Annotated in this window: 16 protein-coding genes; 9 read left to right on the top strand and 7 right to left on the bottom strand. The window is 58.8% G+C overall.

Going from position 1 to position 15,586, the window contains the following annotated elements; translation table 11 throughout:
* Positions 1-119: 119 nt before the first annotated feature.
* Together C1J02_RS10745 and C1J02_RS10740 are read left to right on the top strand one after the other, a co-directional pair.
* Positions 120-593, top strand: coding sequence for a hypothetical protein (locus C1J02_RS10745; protein WP_114878579.1), 474 nt, complete (start codon positions 120-122; stop codon positions 591-593).
* Positions 594-683: 90 nt separating this feature from the next.
* Positions 684-1,688, top strand: coding sequence for a nuclear transport factor 2 family protein (locus C1J02_RS10740; RefSeq protein WP_114880509.1), 1,005 nt, complete (start codon positions 684-686; stop codon positions 1,686-1,688).
* A gap of 60 nt (positions 1,689-1,748) precedes the next feature.
* Here the strand turns inward: C1J02_RS10740 and C1J02_RS10735 are convergent, their stop codons facing one another.
* From C1J02_RS10735 to dusB, 5 genes are all read right to left on the bottom strand, one after another.
* A complete protein-coding gene (locus C1J02_RS10735; RefSeq protein ID WP_114878578.1) occupies positions 1,749-3,164 on the bottom strand; it encodes a sigma-54 dependent transcriptional regulator in 1,416 nt (471 codons plus the stop codon).
* Positions 3,165-3,178: 14 nt separating this feature from the next.
* Positions 3,179-5,404, bottom strand: coding sequence for a PAS domain-containing sensor histidine kinase (locus C1J02_RS10730; RefSeq protein ID WP_114878577.1), 2,226 nt, complete (start codon positions 5,402-5,404; stop codon positions 3,179-3,181).
* A gap of 101 nt (positions 5,405-5,505) precedes the next feature.
* Complete coding sequence (locus C1J02_RS10725; RefSeq protein ID WP_114878576.1) at positions 5,506-6,873, bottom strand: response regulator; 1,368 nt, start codon at positions 6,871-6,873, stop codon at positions 5,506-5,508.
* Complete coding sequence (locus C1J02_RS10720) at positions 6,873-7,946, bottom strand: nitrogen regulation protein NR(II) (protein WP_114878575.1); 1,074 nt, start codon at positions 7,944-7,946, stop codon at positions 6,873-6,875. Before C1J02_RS10720 ends, C1J02_RS10725 begins: the two co-directional genes overlap by 1 nt.
* Positions 7,943-8,929: a tRNA dihydrouridine synthase DusB gene (gene dusB / locus C1J02_RS10715; RefSeq protein WP_114878574.1), complete on the bottom strand. Its 987-nt coding sequence runs from the start codon at positions 8,927-8,929 to the stop codon at positions 7,943-7,945. The genes C1J02_RS10720 and dusB overlap by 4 nt, the downstream gene beginning before the upstream one ends.
* Positions 8,930-9,119: 190 nt before the next feature.
* On the opposite strand from dusB, the gene C1J02_RS10710 reads away from it, so the two are divergent.
* The 4 genes from C1J02_RS10710 (at position 9,120) to C1J02_RS10695 (ending at position 12,540) form a co-directional block, all read left to right on the top strand.
* Positions 9,120-10,250, top strand: coding sequence for a bifunctional 2-C-methyl-D-erythritol 4-phosphate cytidylyltransferase/2-C-methyl-D-erythritol 2,4-cyclodiphosphate synthase (locus C1J02_RS10710; protein ID WP_114878573.1), 1,131 nt, complete (start codon positions 9,120-9,122; stop codon positions 10,248-10,250).
* Positions 10,247-10,735 (top strand): phosphatidylglycerophosphatase A, encoded by a 489-nt coding sequence (locus tag C1J02_RS10705; RefSeq protein WP_114878572.1) that lies wholly within the window; start codon positions 10,247-10,249, stop codon positions 10,733-10,735. The genes C1J02_RS10710 and C1J02_RS10705 overlap by 4 nt, the downstream gene beginning before the upstream one ends.
* 4 nt (positions 10,736-10,739) lie before the next feature.
* Entirely contained in the window at positions 10,740-11,222 is a 483-nt protein-coding gene (locus tag C1J02_RS10700; protein ID WP_114878571.1) for a CinA family protein, read from the top strand.
* A 136-nt stretch (positions 11,223-11,358) separates the two neighbouring features.
* Entirely contained in the window at positions 11,359-12,540 is a 1,182-nt protein-coding gene (locus tag C1J02_RS10695) for an ammonium transporter (protein WP_114878570.1), read from the top strand.
* On the opposite strand, the gene C1J02_RS10690 is transcribed toward C1J02_RS10695, so the two are convergent.
* A complete protein-coding gene (locus C1J02_RS10690; RefSeq protein WP_114878569.1) occupies positions 12,522-13,796 on the bottom strand; it encodes an MmgE/PrpD family protein in 1,275 nt (424 codons plus the stop codon). The genes C1J02_RS10695 and C1J02_RS10690 overlap by 19 nt on opposite strands.
* Positions 13,793-14,248: a type II toxin-antitoxin system RatA family toxin gene (locus C1J02_RS10685; protein WP_114878568.1), complete on the bottom strand. Its 456-nt coding sequence runs from the start codon at positions 14,246-14,248 to the stop codon at positions 13,793-13,795. Before C1J02_RS10685 ends, C1J02_RS10690 begins: the two co-directional genes overlap by 4 nt.
* A 67-nt stretch (positions 14,249-14,315) precedes the next feature.
* Here C1J02_RS10685 and hpt point away from each other — a divergent pair, with 67 nt between their 5' ends.
* From hpt to C1J02_RS10675, 3 genes are all read left to right on the top strand, one after another.
* Positions 14,316-14,852 carry a hypoxanthine phosphoribosyltransferase gene (gene hpt, locus C1J02_RS10680; protein WP_114878567.1) on the top strand — a complete coding sequence of 179 codons (537 nt, stop codon included), beginning with the start codon at positions 14,316-14,318 and terminating at the stop codon, positions 14,850-14,852.
* Positions 14,849-15,022 (top strand): hypothetical protein, encoded by a 174-nt coding sequence (locus tag C1J02_RS21065; protein WP_205389796.1) that lies wholly within the window; start codon positions 14,849-14,851, stop codon positions 15,020-15,022. Before hpt ends, C1J02_RS21065 begins: the two co-directional genes overlap by 4 nt.
* A gap of 97 nt (positions 15,023-15,119) precedes the next feature.
* Entirely contained in the window at positions 15,120-15,584 is a 465-nt protein-coding gene (locus C1J02_RS10675; protein ID WP_162798303.1) for a cytochrome c, read from the top strand.
* The last annotated feature ends 2 nt before the right edge of the window (positions 15,585-15,586 follow it).

Here is a 15,586-nt window from a genome sequence, read left to right as displayed (position 1 = left end):
CTACCGCGTGCCGGGTCGAGCACCCACAGTACAATTGGGATCGGTTAGAAGCCAAGACGCAGGTCAAGGCAAGGGGCAATAGAATTGTGCTCCGCGCTGATTTGGTGCAGAATGATGCCATGAAACATTATCATTTGATGGGTCTTGCGGGTGTCTTGTTCCTTGTTGGATGCGCGCCGCTTAACACCTATTACAAACCCGGCGTTTCGGTGAACGCGCTTGAGAGACAGACAACCGCCTGTCAGACACGGGCCCTGCGCGAGGTGCCATCGTCAACCCAGGTGCGCCGCACGCCGCCGCGCTATATTCCGGGATCCCGGGTCTGCAATGCGGCGGGCACATGTGTCACAAGGCCAGGCCGTTATATTCCCGGTGAACTTGTAACCTTTGACCCCAACGACGGCCTGCGCAAGCGTGTTGAAGCGCAATGTATGGCTGACAAAGGCTATGCCCCGGTGAGCATTCCACCCTGCCCTGACAGCATTGCACGCGCCACGCCTGCACGGGCAACAACCACGCTGCCGAACCTCAATCGCAATTCCTGTGTGATCCGCAATTCTGATGGTTCTTTTCAGATTGTGACCCGCGGTTAGGTTTCGCGGGGACGCCACCAGTATTTGCTGGTGCACACGTGTGCATGAAACTAGTGTTGGCAGGTGAATCACCCAAAAAAGATCTGTGACATGTCCCAGCTACAAGATGCCAAAGTATTGGTTCAGGCGCATTATGCCGCGCTGGAAAAAGCCACCCCAGAAACAATCGCGCACATTCTGGCAGAACGCTGCGCTGAGACTTGCATCTGGCGCGGGGTGCATCCGTTTGAAACACAGACCGGTCCCAATGGGGCCGCCGAGGCATTTTGGTCCCCGCTTTTGCGCAGTTTCACCAGCCTGCAACGCCGAGAGGACATATTCTTTGCCGGATTAAATGAAATTGATGGGTTCAATTCCACATGGACTGTGTCGATGGGGCATTTGATGGGGCTTTTTGATGCGCCATTCCTGAACATTCCCGCCAGCCGCAAGATCGCGATGCTGCGCTATGCAGAATTTAACCGCGTTGAGAACGGCCGCATCGTTGAGACGGCGATGTTTTGTGATCTGTTGCACCTGATGACACAGGCGGGCGCGAACAGGTTTCCAAATCAAACAGCAGCGCATTTGGTGCAGCCCGGCCCGCGCACCCATGATGGGCGGTTGTTGGATGCTTGCGATGCGCCCGAAGGCAAAAAGACCCTCGCATTGATTGACCGGATGATCGGGGCCATCTCAGCCGCCAATGAGAACCCGACAGAACGCACGCCGCATGAAGAATTGTCTGAAAACTGGACCGAAGACATGCTGTGGTGGGGGCCCGAAGGCATCGGGGCCACTTATACGATTGACCGCTACATCGAACAGCACCAAGGCCCGTTTCGCCGCCACATCAATGACCGGGTCTTCAACGGCCACCTCTGCCGGATGGCTGAAGGCAGCTATGGCGGGTTCTTTGGCTGGCCAAACCTGACGCTGACAAATGCCGGCGGGTTCATGGGTATTGCGGGCACTGACACCCGTGCCGACATGCGCGTTGTCGATATTTACCGCCGCGCAGGTGATAAGCTGGCGGAAAACTGGGTATTTATTGACATGCTGCATTTTCTAAAGATGCAGGGTGTCGATGTTCTGGGCGACCTCGGCGCGGGCTAAGCGGTCAGTGGTCAGGCATTGCGCCGAAGAGATCATCTCAATCGATTGGGGATCGGGCCCCTACTCGACGCCCTCGTCCTCATCCACATCCACATGAGCCACCCGCACGCCGGATTTGGCAGATGTCACCACGCCCAGTGACTTGAGCTTGCGGTGCAGGGCTGAGCGCTCCATGCCGACAAAGTTTGCCGTGCGGCTGATGTTGCCGCCAAACCGGTTGATCTGGGTCAGCAGATACTCGCGTTCGAAAGCCTCGCGCGCCTCGCGGAGCGGCAAGGTTGCCAAGGCACCCGACAACACGACACGGCCATCTTCTTCGCTGTGATCATCCTCGCCCGGCAATTCGCGGGCCTCAATCGGGCCGGTGCCATCGCCCAGGATCAACACCCGTTCCACAAGGTTCTTGAGCTGACGCACGTTGCCTGGCCAGATCATTGTCTGCAGCAGCGCAATCGCATCCTCGCTCAATTCACGCTGTGGCAAACCTTGCGATTTGTGCATTTCCGCAATGAAGTGTTCCGCCAAAAGCGGAATGTCTTCACGCCGTTCCTCAAGCGCCGGGACGGCAATGGGCACGACGTTCAGGCGGTGAAACAATTCCTGGCGAAAGGTTTCAGCCTTGATGGCGGCGTCGAGGTCCTTGTTTGTGCTCGACACAACGCGCAGATCGACGCGCACCTTGTCGTTGCCGCCAACACGGGTGAATTGCTGATCCACCAACACCCGCAGGATTTTTGACTGGGTGCCAAGCGGCATATCCGCCACTTCATCAAAATAGATAACGCCGCCATGCGCCTGCTCAAGCAAACCCGGTTCCACACCGCGCTCTGCATTTTCGCGGCCAAACAGCACCTCTTCCATGCGGTCCGGCTCCACACCGGCACAATTGACCGTGACAAACGGGGCCGAGGCGCGGGCCGATTGTGCGTGAATATAGCGCGCGGCGACTTCCTTGCCTGACCCGGCAGGTCCGGTCAGCATCACCCGGCCGTTGGATTTTGTAACTTTGTCGAGCTGGCCAATCAACGCCCGGAACGCAGCCGAGGCACCGATCATTTCTGAACTGGTCACATCGCGGCGTTTGAGGCTCTGGTTCTCGCGCCGCAGCCGCGAGGTTTCCATGGCGCGGCGGATGACCACCAACAGCTGATCGATATTAAAGGGCTTTTCGATGAAATCATACGCCCCCTGTTTGATCGCGGCGACAGCAATTTCGATATTGCCGTGACCAGAGATGATCACCACCGGCACATCCGGGTTATCCCGCTTGACCGCCTTGAGGATATCAATGCCGTCCATGCGGCTGTCTTTCAGCCAGATATCGAGCACCATCAGCGATGGTGGTTCCAGATTGATCGCGGCCATCGCGTCATCAGAGTTGCCGGCCAGCCGGGTGTTGTACCCCTCATCCTCCAGAATATCCGAGATCAGTTCGCGAATGTCGCGTTCATCGTCTACAATCAGAATGTCACTCATCGGTTTTCTCCACTCTACTCAGTCGTTACATGGGGGAGCAAAGGCAGCGTGATCACCGCCATGGCCCCAAAATGGTTTTGCCCGTCAAAAACGGGCGCATTGTCGAGGACAAGCGTGCCGCCGTGTTCCTCGATGATCTTCTTGACGATCGGCAGGCCCAGACCTGTGCCTTCGCTCCGGGTCGTGACGTAGGGCTCAAACAGTGCGGCCCGGTCTTCAGGCAGGCCGATGCCATTGTCGGCAATCGTCAATATCGCGCTTGTCTCATCTGTCGTAAGGGTCAGGTTGATTTGCGGGATCAGCCCCTCTGGCGGACCTTTTTCGATCAGGGATTCAATGGCTTCGCCTGCGTTCTTAATCAGGTTTGTCAGCGCCTGCGAGATCATTGTGCCGTCAATCTGCGCCATAACCGGATCATCCGGCAAATTGGCCCGGATCTTGACCCCGGGCTGTCCGGTTTGCTGCAACAACACGGCGTCACGGACCAATTGTTTGATGTCCTGAACGGATGTCTCAGGTTCAGGCATCCGCGCAAATTTGGAAAACTCGTCAACGATGCGGCGCAGATCGCCAGTCTGGCGGATGATCACACCCGTCATCTGTTCCAGCGCGTCCGCATCCTCCCCGACCTTGGGGCCGAATTTGCGCCGGATGCGTTCCGCGCTCAGCTGAATGGGCGTCAGGGGGTTCTTGATTTCATGGGCGATCCGGCGCGCCACGTCGCCCCAGGCTGCCATTCGCTGTGCACTGACCAAATCGGTCACGTCGTCAAATGCCACAACGTAGCCTTCCAGCCCGCCATCGTCCCCGCGCCGCGTGGCCATGCGGACCAGCAGGTTTTCCATTGATCCCTGACGGGACACTTTGACTTCGCCCTGTGCCACCTCGCCGGGGCCTGAGATCACTGTGTCAAAGAGCGGACCAAATTCCGGCACGGCAACTGTCAGTGCCAGCGATTGCTGTTCCTCGGTCCAATCCAAAAGCCGCATCGCCGAGCGGTTGACGAATGTCACGCAGCCTTCCGGGTCGAGCCCCACAACCCCGGAAGTGACCGAACTCAGGACCGAATCAAACAGGCGGCGGCGGCGTTCAATCTGGCGGGTGTTGTCGAGCAGCGTCTCGCGCTGACCCTTAAGCTGCTTGGTCATCTGGTTGAAATACCGGCCCAGCATCGCAATTTCGTCATCGCCGTCTTCTTCGCGGACCTGCACGTTCAGATCCCCGGCCCCGACCTGTTGTGCGGCCCCGGTCAACCGCCCCACAGGCCCAGACAGACGTTCCGCAAACCACAGGCCCAACCAGACGGCGGCCAGAATGAGGATCACGGCGAAGGCCAGATAAACCAGCGCAAATTCAAACAACAACCGTCCACGGTCTGATTCCAACTGCTGGTAAAGGCGCACCGTCTCTTTGGTCTCGTCCAGCAAGGACAGGATTTCGCCGTCCACGTCCCGGCTGACATAGAGATACCGGTCGACAAATGACGCCATCGAAACAAGCGCGCGGAACTCATTGTTGGGCCAATCTTCGATGACCAGCACCTCTTGAGATGCCGCCGCCTCCATCTGGCTGGTTGTCGGTTCCTCAAAATCAAACAGATAAGACCGGTCGCCGCGCGCCCTGATTTGTGCCGTGCCATCAATAAGATAGGCCTCGCGCAGCCCGCGCTGGATTTGCCGCTGTCCTTCGCCGAGCAGTTCACTGTCACTAAGCGAAATGCCTTGCCGCCGCGCGTTGTCGATGCTGCGCGCAAGAGCGACAGCATCCGAGATCAGGTCTTCGCGCTGCTCTGCCTCATAGGCTTGCGCGGCGTCCAGTGAATTGCTGACCACACCGCTGACGCGGTCCGAAAACCAGCCCTCTAGCCCGACATTGACCGTAAGCCCCGCAAACACCGCGACCGTCACAGTCGGGATCAACGCCATCAGCGCAAAGACCCCGGTCAGCCGCAGGTGCAGTCGTGATCCTGCGGATTTGGCGCGCCGTGCTGCAATCAGACGGGCGACCTGTGCCAGCACAAGGGCCGCAATCAGCAGCACATAAACGAGATCGAGCAACAGGATCAGCCGCAAGCCCGGCGTATTCGCGCTTTGGCCCAAGGGACCAAGGATCAGATAGGTTGCCATTGCCAGAACCGGGCCAAGCACGACCAGACCCAACGTGAAGCCATTGCGCACACGCTTGATCCGGCGCAAACGACCGAGACGTTCCAGTGTAAAACTGCGTGACCGGGTTGCCACCCGCTCTCCTCACCGATGATGTGGTGCGCGCACGCACCTACCGCCATATTTTGTGGTCCTGATCAGGGTTGATACCTGATGGCCACGGTTATGTGGCCCTTTTACATCATTTTACGACCGCGTGTCACCTCTATATCGAGGTCGGTGATCTTCTTGCGCAAAGTATTGCGATTGATGCCAAGCAGATCGGCACATTTCGCCTGATTTCCAGCGGTTGAGGCCAGAGCGATTTCAATCAAAGGAGCCTCAACTTCGCGCAGAATGCGGCTGTAAAGGCCCGGCGGCGGCAACAACGTGCCGTGCAAATCGAAATAGCGCCGCAAATGCCGCTCGACCGAAGCGCCCAGACGCTCGGTGCTGGCCTGGGCATGCAGTGGCTCCTGATCGGGCTGCGCGCCCAACACCTGCTCGGCCTCGGTCTGGGTAATCTGGGGCGCGCGGCTGGTCAGCGCCAATTGCCGCATCGCATGTTCCAACTGCCGCACATTGCCCGGCCAGGGATAGTTGGCAAAGACTTTAATCGCCCCCTCGGACAGACGCCGCGCCCCGGTATTGCCGCCCTCGGCACGCTCCAGAAAATGCGTGGCAAGCAGGTCAATGTCTTCAACCCGGTCGCGCAGGTTCGGCACATGCAGCGTCGCCCCGGACAACCGATAATAAAGATCACGGCGCAAGGTGCCGTCTTTCATCGCGGCGGCCATATCGGTCTGGCTGGTCGCCAGAAACCGGGGGCTGTATTCACCCGGTGCATCCATCATCCGCGCAATACGCGCCTGAAGGGTTTGGGGAATGTCGCCGATCTCATCAATCAGTAAAGTCCCCCCACGCACCCGCGCCAGCACCCGCGCTGGCCCCTCTAAGTCTTGCAGATCGCCGGCTGTTACGGTGACAAACGGCAGGCTGCGGCGGTCGGAATAGTCGTGTATCGCCTTGCCGATCAGCGATTTTCCCGTACCACTTTCCCCCCAGATCAATACCGGCAGATCCGCATTCATCACCCGCGCCACAACGCGGTAGAGCGATTGCATCACCGGGGTGCGCCCCACCAGCGGCAGTTCGTCCTGAGCGTCACCATCACCGGTCGGCATCGCACGCTTTGGCGTGCCGTCCCGGTCCAGCGCCCGTGCGGTGCGTTTCATCAGGTCGGGTAAATCAAATGGCTTGGGCAGATAATCAAAGGCGTCCGCTTCTGCCGCCTTGATCGCCGTCATGATCGTATTTTGGGCCGAAATAACAATCACCGGCAGATCAGGCCGATCCAGTGAAATCTTCGGTAGCATCTCCAACCCGTTGCCATCGGGCATTGCGACATCGGTGATCACACAATCGCCTTTGCCCTCAGCGACCCAACGCATCAGGGTCGTCAGGCTTGAGGTGGCATGCACCTTGCATCCTGCGCGGGTCAGCGCTTGTGTCAAAACGGTGCGAATCGTGCGGTCGTCGTCTGCGACCAGAACGGTACCATCCATTATGTCTTCTCCGATTCTAAAGGGGCGCGGGATAGCGAAATGCGAAACACGGTTTTGCCAGGCACCGACGTGACCGAAATCCAGCCGCCGTGTTCCGAGATGATCTTGCTGACCAAAGCCAGCCCAAGGCCGGTGCCGTTTTCACGACCCGAAACGAACGGATCAAACACATCGCCCTTGATGTGTTCGGGCAATCCGGGGCCATCGTCGATGATTTCGATCTGCAAAGGCAGCGATTGGCCTGACCCATCAGATCGGCGCAACCGGAATGAATGTTCAAAGTAGCTGTGTAGACGGATGGTGCCCCCGCCCTCGCCCGCCGCTTCTGATGCATTTTTCAGCAGGTTCAGAATTACCTGCAGCAACTGGTCCTTGTCGCCCAAAGCCATGGGCAAGGAGGGATCATAATCCTCAATTATCTTCATCTGCGCGCCAAAACCCAGCAGTGCCGAGCGGCGTGCGCGGTCCAGCACATCGTGCAGGTTGACGGGCTGGCGCACGGGTTCGGTCAGATTTCCGAACTGCTCAACCTGCTCCAGCAGTTTGACGATACGGCGGCTTTCGGCAACGATCAGGTCCGTCAGCTCCAACTCATCCGGCGCAAGGTTCATTGACAGAAGCTGCGCCGCACCGGTGATGCCGGCCAGCGGATTCTTGATTTCGTGAGCCAGCATTTCGGCCATGCCGATGGCGGATTTTGCGGCGGATTTCACCGTGTGATTCTGGGTCATGCGCCCGGCCAATTCGCGCGGCGTGATCATCATGATCATATGACCGGGCGCCTCGGCCAGCGGCGCAATCTGCAACCCGCATTGCAAAGGCGCACGTTGACCCGAGCCCACATCCACGTCATTCACGAACAGCGGTGTACCCTGTTCACGTGACCGTGCAAAAGCCACCTCGAACGGGTCATCAATTGCGATGATATCCCAGACCGGGACCCCCACAACCGATTTCGTTGACGCATTGAGAAACCCTTCGGCAGCCGGGTTGATGTCGATGATCTTGTCATCGGGCGCGATGATCACTGCAGGAACCGGCAATGAGGCCCAGATGCGCAAGTCTGATTTCATGCCGCGGCCACCATATCTGCATCCCCTTGCATCGCCTGCGCGATCAAGGCTTGCGTCTGTGCCACCGTTTTTGCGGTCAGCACCGCACGGCGCAGATCGGCAGGCGTGCCGCAGGTATCCATGTACCAGCCCAGATGTTTGCGTGCGACACGGTGGCCCAATGTCTCGCCGTAAAAGCACAGCATGGCCGCATAATGCCCTGCAACCATGTCTGTGAAAGCTGCCCCTGACGGGATCGTCGGTGCCGGGGTGCCGTAAATATCGTGGGCAATCTGCGCCAAAAGCCACGGCTTGCCCTGCGCACCGCGCCCGATCATCACGCCGTCAGCGCCCGCTTGTTCAAGTGCCGTTCGCGCGGTTGCCGTATCGACAATATCGCCATTGGCAATGACGGGGATTTGCACCGCATCCTTGATCTGGCGGATCGCGCGCCAATTGGCGTGACCTTTGTAAAACTGGCACCGGGTGCGGCCATGAATGGTGATCATCCGAATGCCCGCCGCCTCGGCGCGCACCGCAATCTCGGCCGCGTTCAGCATCGCATCATCCCACCCAAGCCGGGTCTTGAGCGTCACCGGCACCTTGACGGCCCCCACAACCGCTTCGATCAGGCGCAGCGCATGATCCGGCGTTTTCATCAGCGCCGATCCGGACGCCCCTTGTGTGACCTTTTTCGCGGGACAGCCCATGTTGATGTCGATGATCCGCGCGCCCTGCGCCTCGATCATCCGGGCGGCTTCGGCCATCGGTTCTGCCTCGCGCCCGGCGATCTGAACGGCGGTGCCTTCAATACCCAGTCCCAGCTCGGCTTTTTCGCGGGTGCCAGGGCGGCGACAGAGCAGTTCATGGCTCGCCACCATCTCGGACACCACCAACCCGGCACCGAAGGACGCGACAAGCGTTCGGTTGGGCAAATCGGTGATTCCGGCCATCGGGGCCAGGAATACCGGGTGAGGTGAGTCGAAAGGCAGCGATGGGGGCATCACATGCTTAATCCTTAATCCTTGCGGCCATTGGGGTGGTTTAGCGCCAAGGTGCTGCAAGCTCAATGAAATTGGCAGGTAAAATGCGGTCGCTTGCCGAGGTATGCCTAAATTATAGGCAGAATATCGCGGTGATTGCGTGCCTGCCCTGCTTTGCCTAGACAGACATCATGCAAAAGGCCACTCATCCATGACAACAACAGCGCTGATCGTTGCCGCCGGGCGCGGCACTCGTGCGGGCGGGCATAAGCCAAAGCAGTGGCAAATGCTGGCCAGCGCGCGGGTGATTGATCACACATTGGCCGCTTTTCAAAATCATCCGGGGATCGACCGCATTGTGGTGGTCCTGCATCCTGATGACATGGCCCATGCCGCTGCGTTTGAGGATCAGGGGATCACTGTCGCCGAAGGGGGCGCAGATCGTGCCACATCGGTGCGCCACGGCCTCGCTGCGTTGGGAGATGAAACGCATGTGCTGATCCATGATGCCGCACGGCCCTGCGTGTCGGCACAGGTCATTTCTGGCGTGCTAGACGCGCTTGTCACCGCCCCTGCGGCGGCACCGGGACTGGCGATCACAGACGCGCTTTGGCGCGGTGCAGATAGCCGCATCACCGGCACCACAGACCGCGCCGGGCTTTTCGCGGCACAGACGCCGCAAGGTTTCGAAGTGGCCGCAATACGCGCCGCGCACGACACCTATGCGGGCACCGCTTTGGATGATGTGGAGGTTGCGCGCGCCGCTGGGATCACCGTCACGATGACCCCGGGCGATGCGGACAACATCAAAATCACCACCGCAGATGATTTCGCCCGCGCGGCCCGGATATTGGAGAACAGAATGGACATTCGCACTGGCAACGGCTTTGACGTGCATGCCTTTGGCCCCGGCGATCATGTAATGCTCTGTGGCGTAAAAATCCCATATGATCAGGGGCTTGTCGGTCATTCTGATGCTGATGTCGGGATGCACACGGTGACAGACGCGATTTACGGGGCGCTGGCGATGGGCGACATTGGCCAACATTTCCCGCCCTCTGATCCGCAATGGAAAGGCGCATCAAGTGATGTGTTTCTGCGCCATGCGGTCGGGTTGGCCCGCGAGATGGGTTTTACGCTTTGCCATGTCGACTGCACGCTGATTTGTGAGCACCCCAAGGTGGGCCCGCACAGCGCTGCGATGCGCGCAGTGATGGCGGACATCCTCGACATCGACATTGCCCGCATGTCGGTCAAGGCAACCACAACCGAGCGGCTTGGGTTTACCGGGCGCGGTGAAGGGATCGCCGCAATGGCCACAGCAACATTGGTGAAATCATGAAAATTGCCCAGCTGACTGCAACGCTTTTGGGCGTCGGATACATCCGTCCGGCACCCGGCACATGGGGGTCACTGGTCGCCCTGCCCTATGCGTGGCTTGTCCATATCATCGGCGGGTTTCCGTTGTTGATCTTCGGCGTGGTCGCAGCGTTTTTGATTGGGTGGTGGGCAACCGCAAAAATGACCCAAGGGTCGGACGATCATGATCCATCAGAGATTGTCGTGGATGAATTGGTCGGGCAGTGGATTGCACTCTTGCCGCTCAGCTATGCCGCGTGGTCGATGCAGATCAGCATTCTGGCGATGTGGCCCGGTTGGATCGCGGCCTTTGCGCTGTTCCGGCTGTTCGATATCTGGAAGCCATGGATCGTGGGCTGGGCGGATCGGCGCGGTGACGCGATGGGTGTGATGCTGGATGATGTGTTTGCCGGCGTGTTTGCCGCGATTGGTGTGATGGCCCTTGCGGCGCTCTATCACGGGACGTGACCGAATGAGCATCCCCGCCCAACTCCTTGCTGAGGCTATCAAAAAAGGTATCATGATCACCTGCGCAGAAAGCTGTACGGGCGGCATGCTTGCCGCGGCACTCACCGATCTGCCGGGATCGTCTGCGATGTTTGACCGCGGTTTCGTCACCTACACCAACGCCGCCAAGATCGACTTACTGGGCGTGTCAGCCGCAACATTGCGCGACCACGGTGCGGTATCAGAAGAGACCGCGCAGGAGATGGCGCAAGGGGCCCTGTCCCGATCAGATGCACAGATCGCGGTGTCCATCACCGGGATTGCTGGCCCCGGCGGATCGGATCACAAACCCGAAGGCCGCGTGTGTTTCGGTTTGGCCACAGCCAGCAAGCAGCACAGCGAAACCCATGATTTTGGTGCTTTGGGACGCGCTCAGGTCCGCATCAAGGCCCGCGATCATGCGCTGGCGCTTCTTGCGCAGGCGGTTGCACAAGCGCCCTCAAATTAGGCAGAGCGGCACCGGAGCCGCCCAAATGTTGTGCAATTGCAGTTTTGCATAATTAATTGGCGCTCTGATCCTTTCCCATGCAGTCCGCGCAGGCTTTGAGCTTCTCCCATACTTTTGACTGCCCGGAGAGACACCAATGAATGCTGCCGATTCCGCATGGATCATGACCGCCACTGCCCTTGTCTTGTTTATGACGCTCCCGGGGCTGGCCCTGTTTTACGGCGGGCTTGTGCGCGCGCGCAACGTGTTGAGCGTGTTCATGCATTGTTATGCCATCGCCTGTCTGATGAGCGTGCTGTGGTTTTTTGTCGGCTATTCAATCGCATTTGGCCCCAGCGAGAGCGGGCTTTGGGGAGGCTTGGCCAAGGCGGGCCTGAACGGGGTGACTTCGGACAGCCTAAGCGGCAGTCTGCCGGAAATCCTGTTCTTTGCGTTCCAGATGACGTTCGCGATCATCACCCCCGCCCTGATTGTCGGTGCCTACGTCGAACGGATCAACTTTGGCTTTATGCTGCTGTTCTCAAGCCTGTGGATGCTGATTTGTTATGCGCCTGTCGTGCATTGGGTCTGGGGCGGCGGCATGTTGGCCGATGGTGGTATTTTTGGTGAAACGGGCGTCAGGGATTTCGCGGGCGGCATCGTGGTGCATGAGACAGCAGGTCTGGCAGCATTGATCATCGCCATTTTCCTTGGACCGCGCAAGAATCAGACAACACCGCCACACAACCCCGGTTTTGTAATGATCGGGGCCGCGATGTTGTGGGTCGGCTGGTTTGGGTTCAACGGCGGGTCGCAACTGGCCGCTGATGGCGGTGCCGCAATGGCAATCACCGTCACCCATATCTCCGCCGCGACTGCGTCGCTCACCTGGGCGCTGTGGGAACGGATCAAGTTTGGCAAAGCCTCACTCGTCGGCATCGTGACGGGCACCATCGCCGGGCTTGCCTCAATCACACCTGCCTCCGGGTTTGTCGGGCCTTGGGCCGCGCTTTTGATCGGTGCTGTGGCAGGTATCTTGTGTCAGGAAGCGGTTGTGCTGATCCGCAACCGGTTCAAGATTGACGACACGCTGGATGTTTTTGCGGTGCACGGTGTTGGCGGAATATTCGGCACAATCATGATCGCGGTGCTGGGTGCTGGCACATGGGCCGCTCAACTTGGGTCGCTGGTGATCGTGGGCGCGTTTACGACGGTGGTCACGCTGGGCCTGATCGTGATCTGCCGGGCCATCATTCCGATGCGCGTGGATCTTGAGATTGAAACCAACGGCCTCGACCTCAGCGTGCACGGCGAACGGGCCTATGACATGAGCAGTTGATCGGTGAGATCGCGCAGGTTTTCGCCCTGCGCGATCTGCCACAGATCATCGGCGCGGGCATCGCCCAACAAGGCAACCCCTTTTGCACCCAATTTCTCGGCCCGTTCTGCCAAGCTCATCGGTGTCATCAAATCATGCCGCAACCGCCGCAATGCGCCGGTGCTTTCGGTCACCGTGATTTCCGCCTGGGTTTCAGTCAAACGGTCGTCTTGGGACACTTTGACTTTTTCGCGCAGTGCGCGCACTTCATCATCGACACAGATCGCATCGCAAAAGCTGGCGATCGCACCGGTATCATGGCCCGCAAGTTTCATCGCGGCGGTCTGGGCATAGCTGAATTTGGCGGCAAGTCCGGTGGTTGGTTCGGCGATATTGCAAACCGACATCCAGCGCGGATGGGTGCGAATATGAATTCCGGACACGTTTTCTGAGGTCAGCCGCAGGTCGCCCAATGCCTCAAGCATGGCGTGCAGGCCATGACAACAGGCGTGAAATTTATGGCTGATTGTGGTGATGTGCCAATCGCCCTTGCCCGGACGGATATCTTCGTTTTGACCCTGGTGCGTTGCGGCAAACCCCAGTGGGCCCGCCATGCCGTCATGGGCCGCAGTCATGCCCGCATGTGCCCAAAGCGTCGCCTCAACCCCGGTACGCGCGGCGAGCCCCGCGTTGAGCGGCTTGGCCATGGTGCCAAACTGTGCCTTCAGGCCCGATGCCATCGACGCACATAGCCCAAGGGCGTGCCGCATCTCTGACGGATCAAGACCCAACAGGCGCCCGGTGGCCAGGGTGGCCCCAAATGCCCCGGCGGTGGCGGTCTGGTGATACCCCACCTGATAATGCGCACGGCCCAGCCAGAGACCGGTGAGGATCGACGCCTCAATACCGATTGTCGCGGCCTCAGCCGCCTCATGCATCGGCGCATCGACCTCTTCAGCCAGCGCCAGAACGGCCGGGATCACGGCGACCGACGGATGACCAATATGGGCAAAATGCGTGTCATCATAATCAAGCGCATGGGATAGCGTCCCATTGATCAACGCCGCCGTGGCAGCAGGTGCTGTGCCGCCACCAATCACCGTCGCCGGCCCCTGCCCGCGCGCCAGTTGTGCTGCCACAAATTCATCAAAGTCCGGTGCGCGCGCACCTGCAATACCACATACCGCCCAGTCAAATAGTGACAGCCGCATCATCGTCAGCGCGTCTTGTGGCGGGGTCACAGCGGCAAATTTAATCAGCTGATCCGTAACCGTCATGGCTCAACTGGGGCATAAAGTTCGGCGGCGCGGCTTTCAAAGGCACGCACGACGCGGGTCATCGCCTCGTTGAACACCACGCCAATGATCTTTTGCAAAATGGCGTTGCGAAATTCGAAATCGACATCGAAATGCACGTTGCATCCACCATCTGTGTCTTCAAACGCCCAATTCGACAGCATGTGCTTGAACGGCCCGTTCAGATATTCAGTATGAATTCTCTTTGTCTCAGGCCACAGCACAACCCGGCTGGTGAAGCGTTCGCGAAATACTTTGAAACTGATCACCAGATCGGCGTCCATGACCCGATGATCGCCACGGTCTTCGTTGGACCGGATGCGCGCAGCAGCAGTCCATGGCAGGAATTCGGGGTACTTGCCCACATCCGCAACCAGATCGTACATCTGTTGCGCGGTGTAAGGCAGCGACTTGGTCTCTGAATGGGTAGGCATTGATTTCCGGTGCTTACAGCGTTAGCCCTATCTCACTGTTTCACTGCATAAATTCAAGGGCAAAGCCATGCCAGATCGCGCGTATGTCATAGACGAAATGATCTCGGCCAAATCCATTGCCGCCCGAATCGAAGAATTGTGCCGCGCCATTCGCGACGAATTCGAAGGCACGGACAAACTGGTTGTGGTGGGATTGTTGCGTGGTTCATTCGTGTTCATCGCGGATCTGGTGCGCGAGCTGGACCTGCCGATCGAGGTCGATTTCCTTGAGGCGTCAAGCTATGGTGATGGCATGGAAAGCAGCCGGGAAGTGCGCATTCTCAAAGACTTACGCGGCGCAATTGAAGGGCGTGACGTGTTGTTGGTTGAGGACATCGTCGATACCGGTCACACGCTGCATCATGTTACAAACCTGCTGAAATCGCGCGAACCTGCCCGCCTTAAAACCATCGCGCTTCTGGACAAGCCAAGCCGTCGCGAGGTCGATATGAAAGCCGACTGGACCGGCTTTGAAATCCCCGACGAATTTGTCGTGGGTTACGGGATCGACTTTGCCCAACGCAACCGCAACCTGCCGTTTATTGGTAAGGTGCGGTTTGTATGAACCCGAATTGGCTCTTCCGCATGTCGCGATGGGCGCGCAATCCCCCGTCACCCACACGGGTCAAGCTGGTGTTTGGCGTGATCGCACTGGCGGCTGCGATTTGGGGCCTCGAATGGATGGGCTGGTGGCCGGACTGGGCCACCGCAGAACGGATACCGCGCAAATTCTGATCATTTCGCCCCTTTCAAAACGGCCCAGACGCTCACGGAAATGTTTACTCCTGCGGGAATGCCTTATGTTAGGTTCGGATCAACAAAGGAGAACTATATGACATCTTTACCGCGCCTTCCATTTGCCATCGGGTTAAGCATTGCCATTGTGGCAACCGCCGGCCTTGCCGCAACCGCGAGCGACAAGGCGGTCGCCGCCCGCCATGCACAGATGCAAATGATCAGCTATAACACCGGGTTGTTGGGTGACATTGCCAAGGGGGACGCTGAATTTGACGCGGCGTTGGTGGCTTCAGCAGCGGCAAACCTGAATGCGCTGGCGAAGTTGGACGGGACTTCATTATGGATCGCAGGCACCGAACAGGGTGCCATCGAAGGGTCCCGCGCCAAGGCTGAAATCTGGACGGATGCGGCCGGTTTTGCGGAGAAATTTGCAGCACTGGAAAAGGCCAGCGCCGACATGATGGATGCCGCCGATCTGGATGCGGTAAAAGCAGGCATGGGTGCCATCGGCGGGGCTTGCAAGGCATGTCACGATACATTCCGCGGCCCAAAGAACTAAGC

The sequence above is a fragment of the Sulfitobacter sp. SK011 genome, assembly GCF_003352065.1.
Classification (GTDB): Bacteria; Pseudomonadota; Alphaproteobacteria; order Rhodobacterales; family Rhodobacteraceae; genus Sulfitobacter.
The sequence above is the reverse complement of the archived record's forward strand: the minus strand, read 5'-3'. Positions and strand labels throughout refer to the sequence as shown.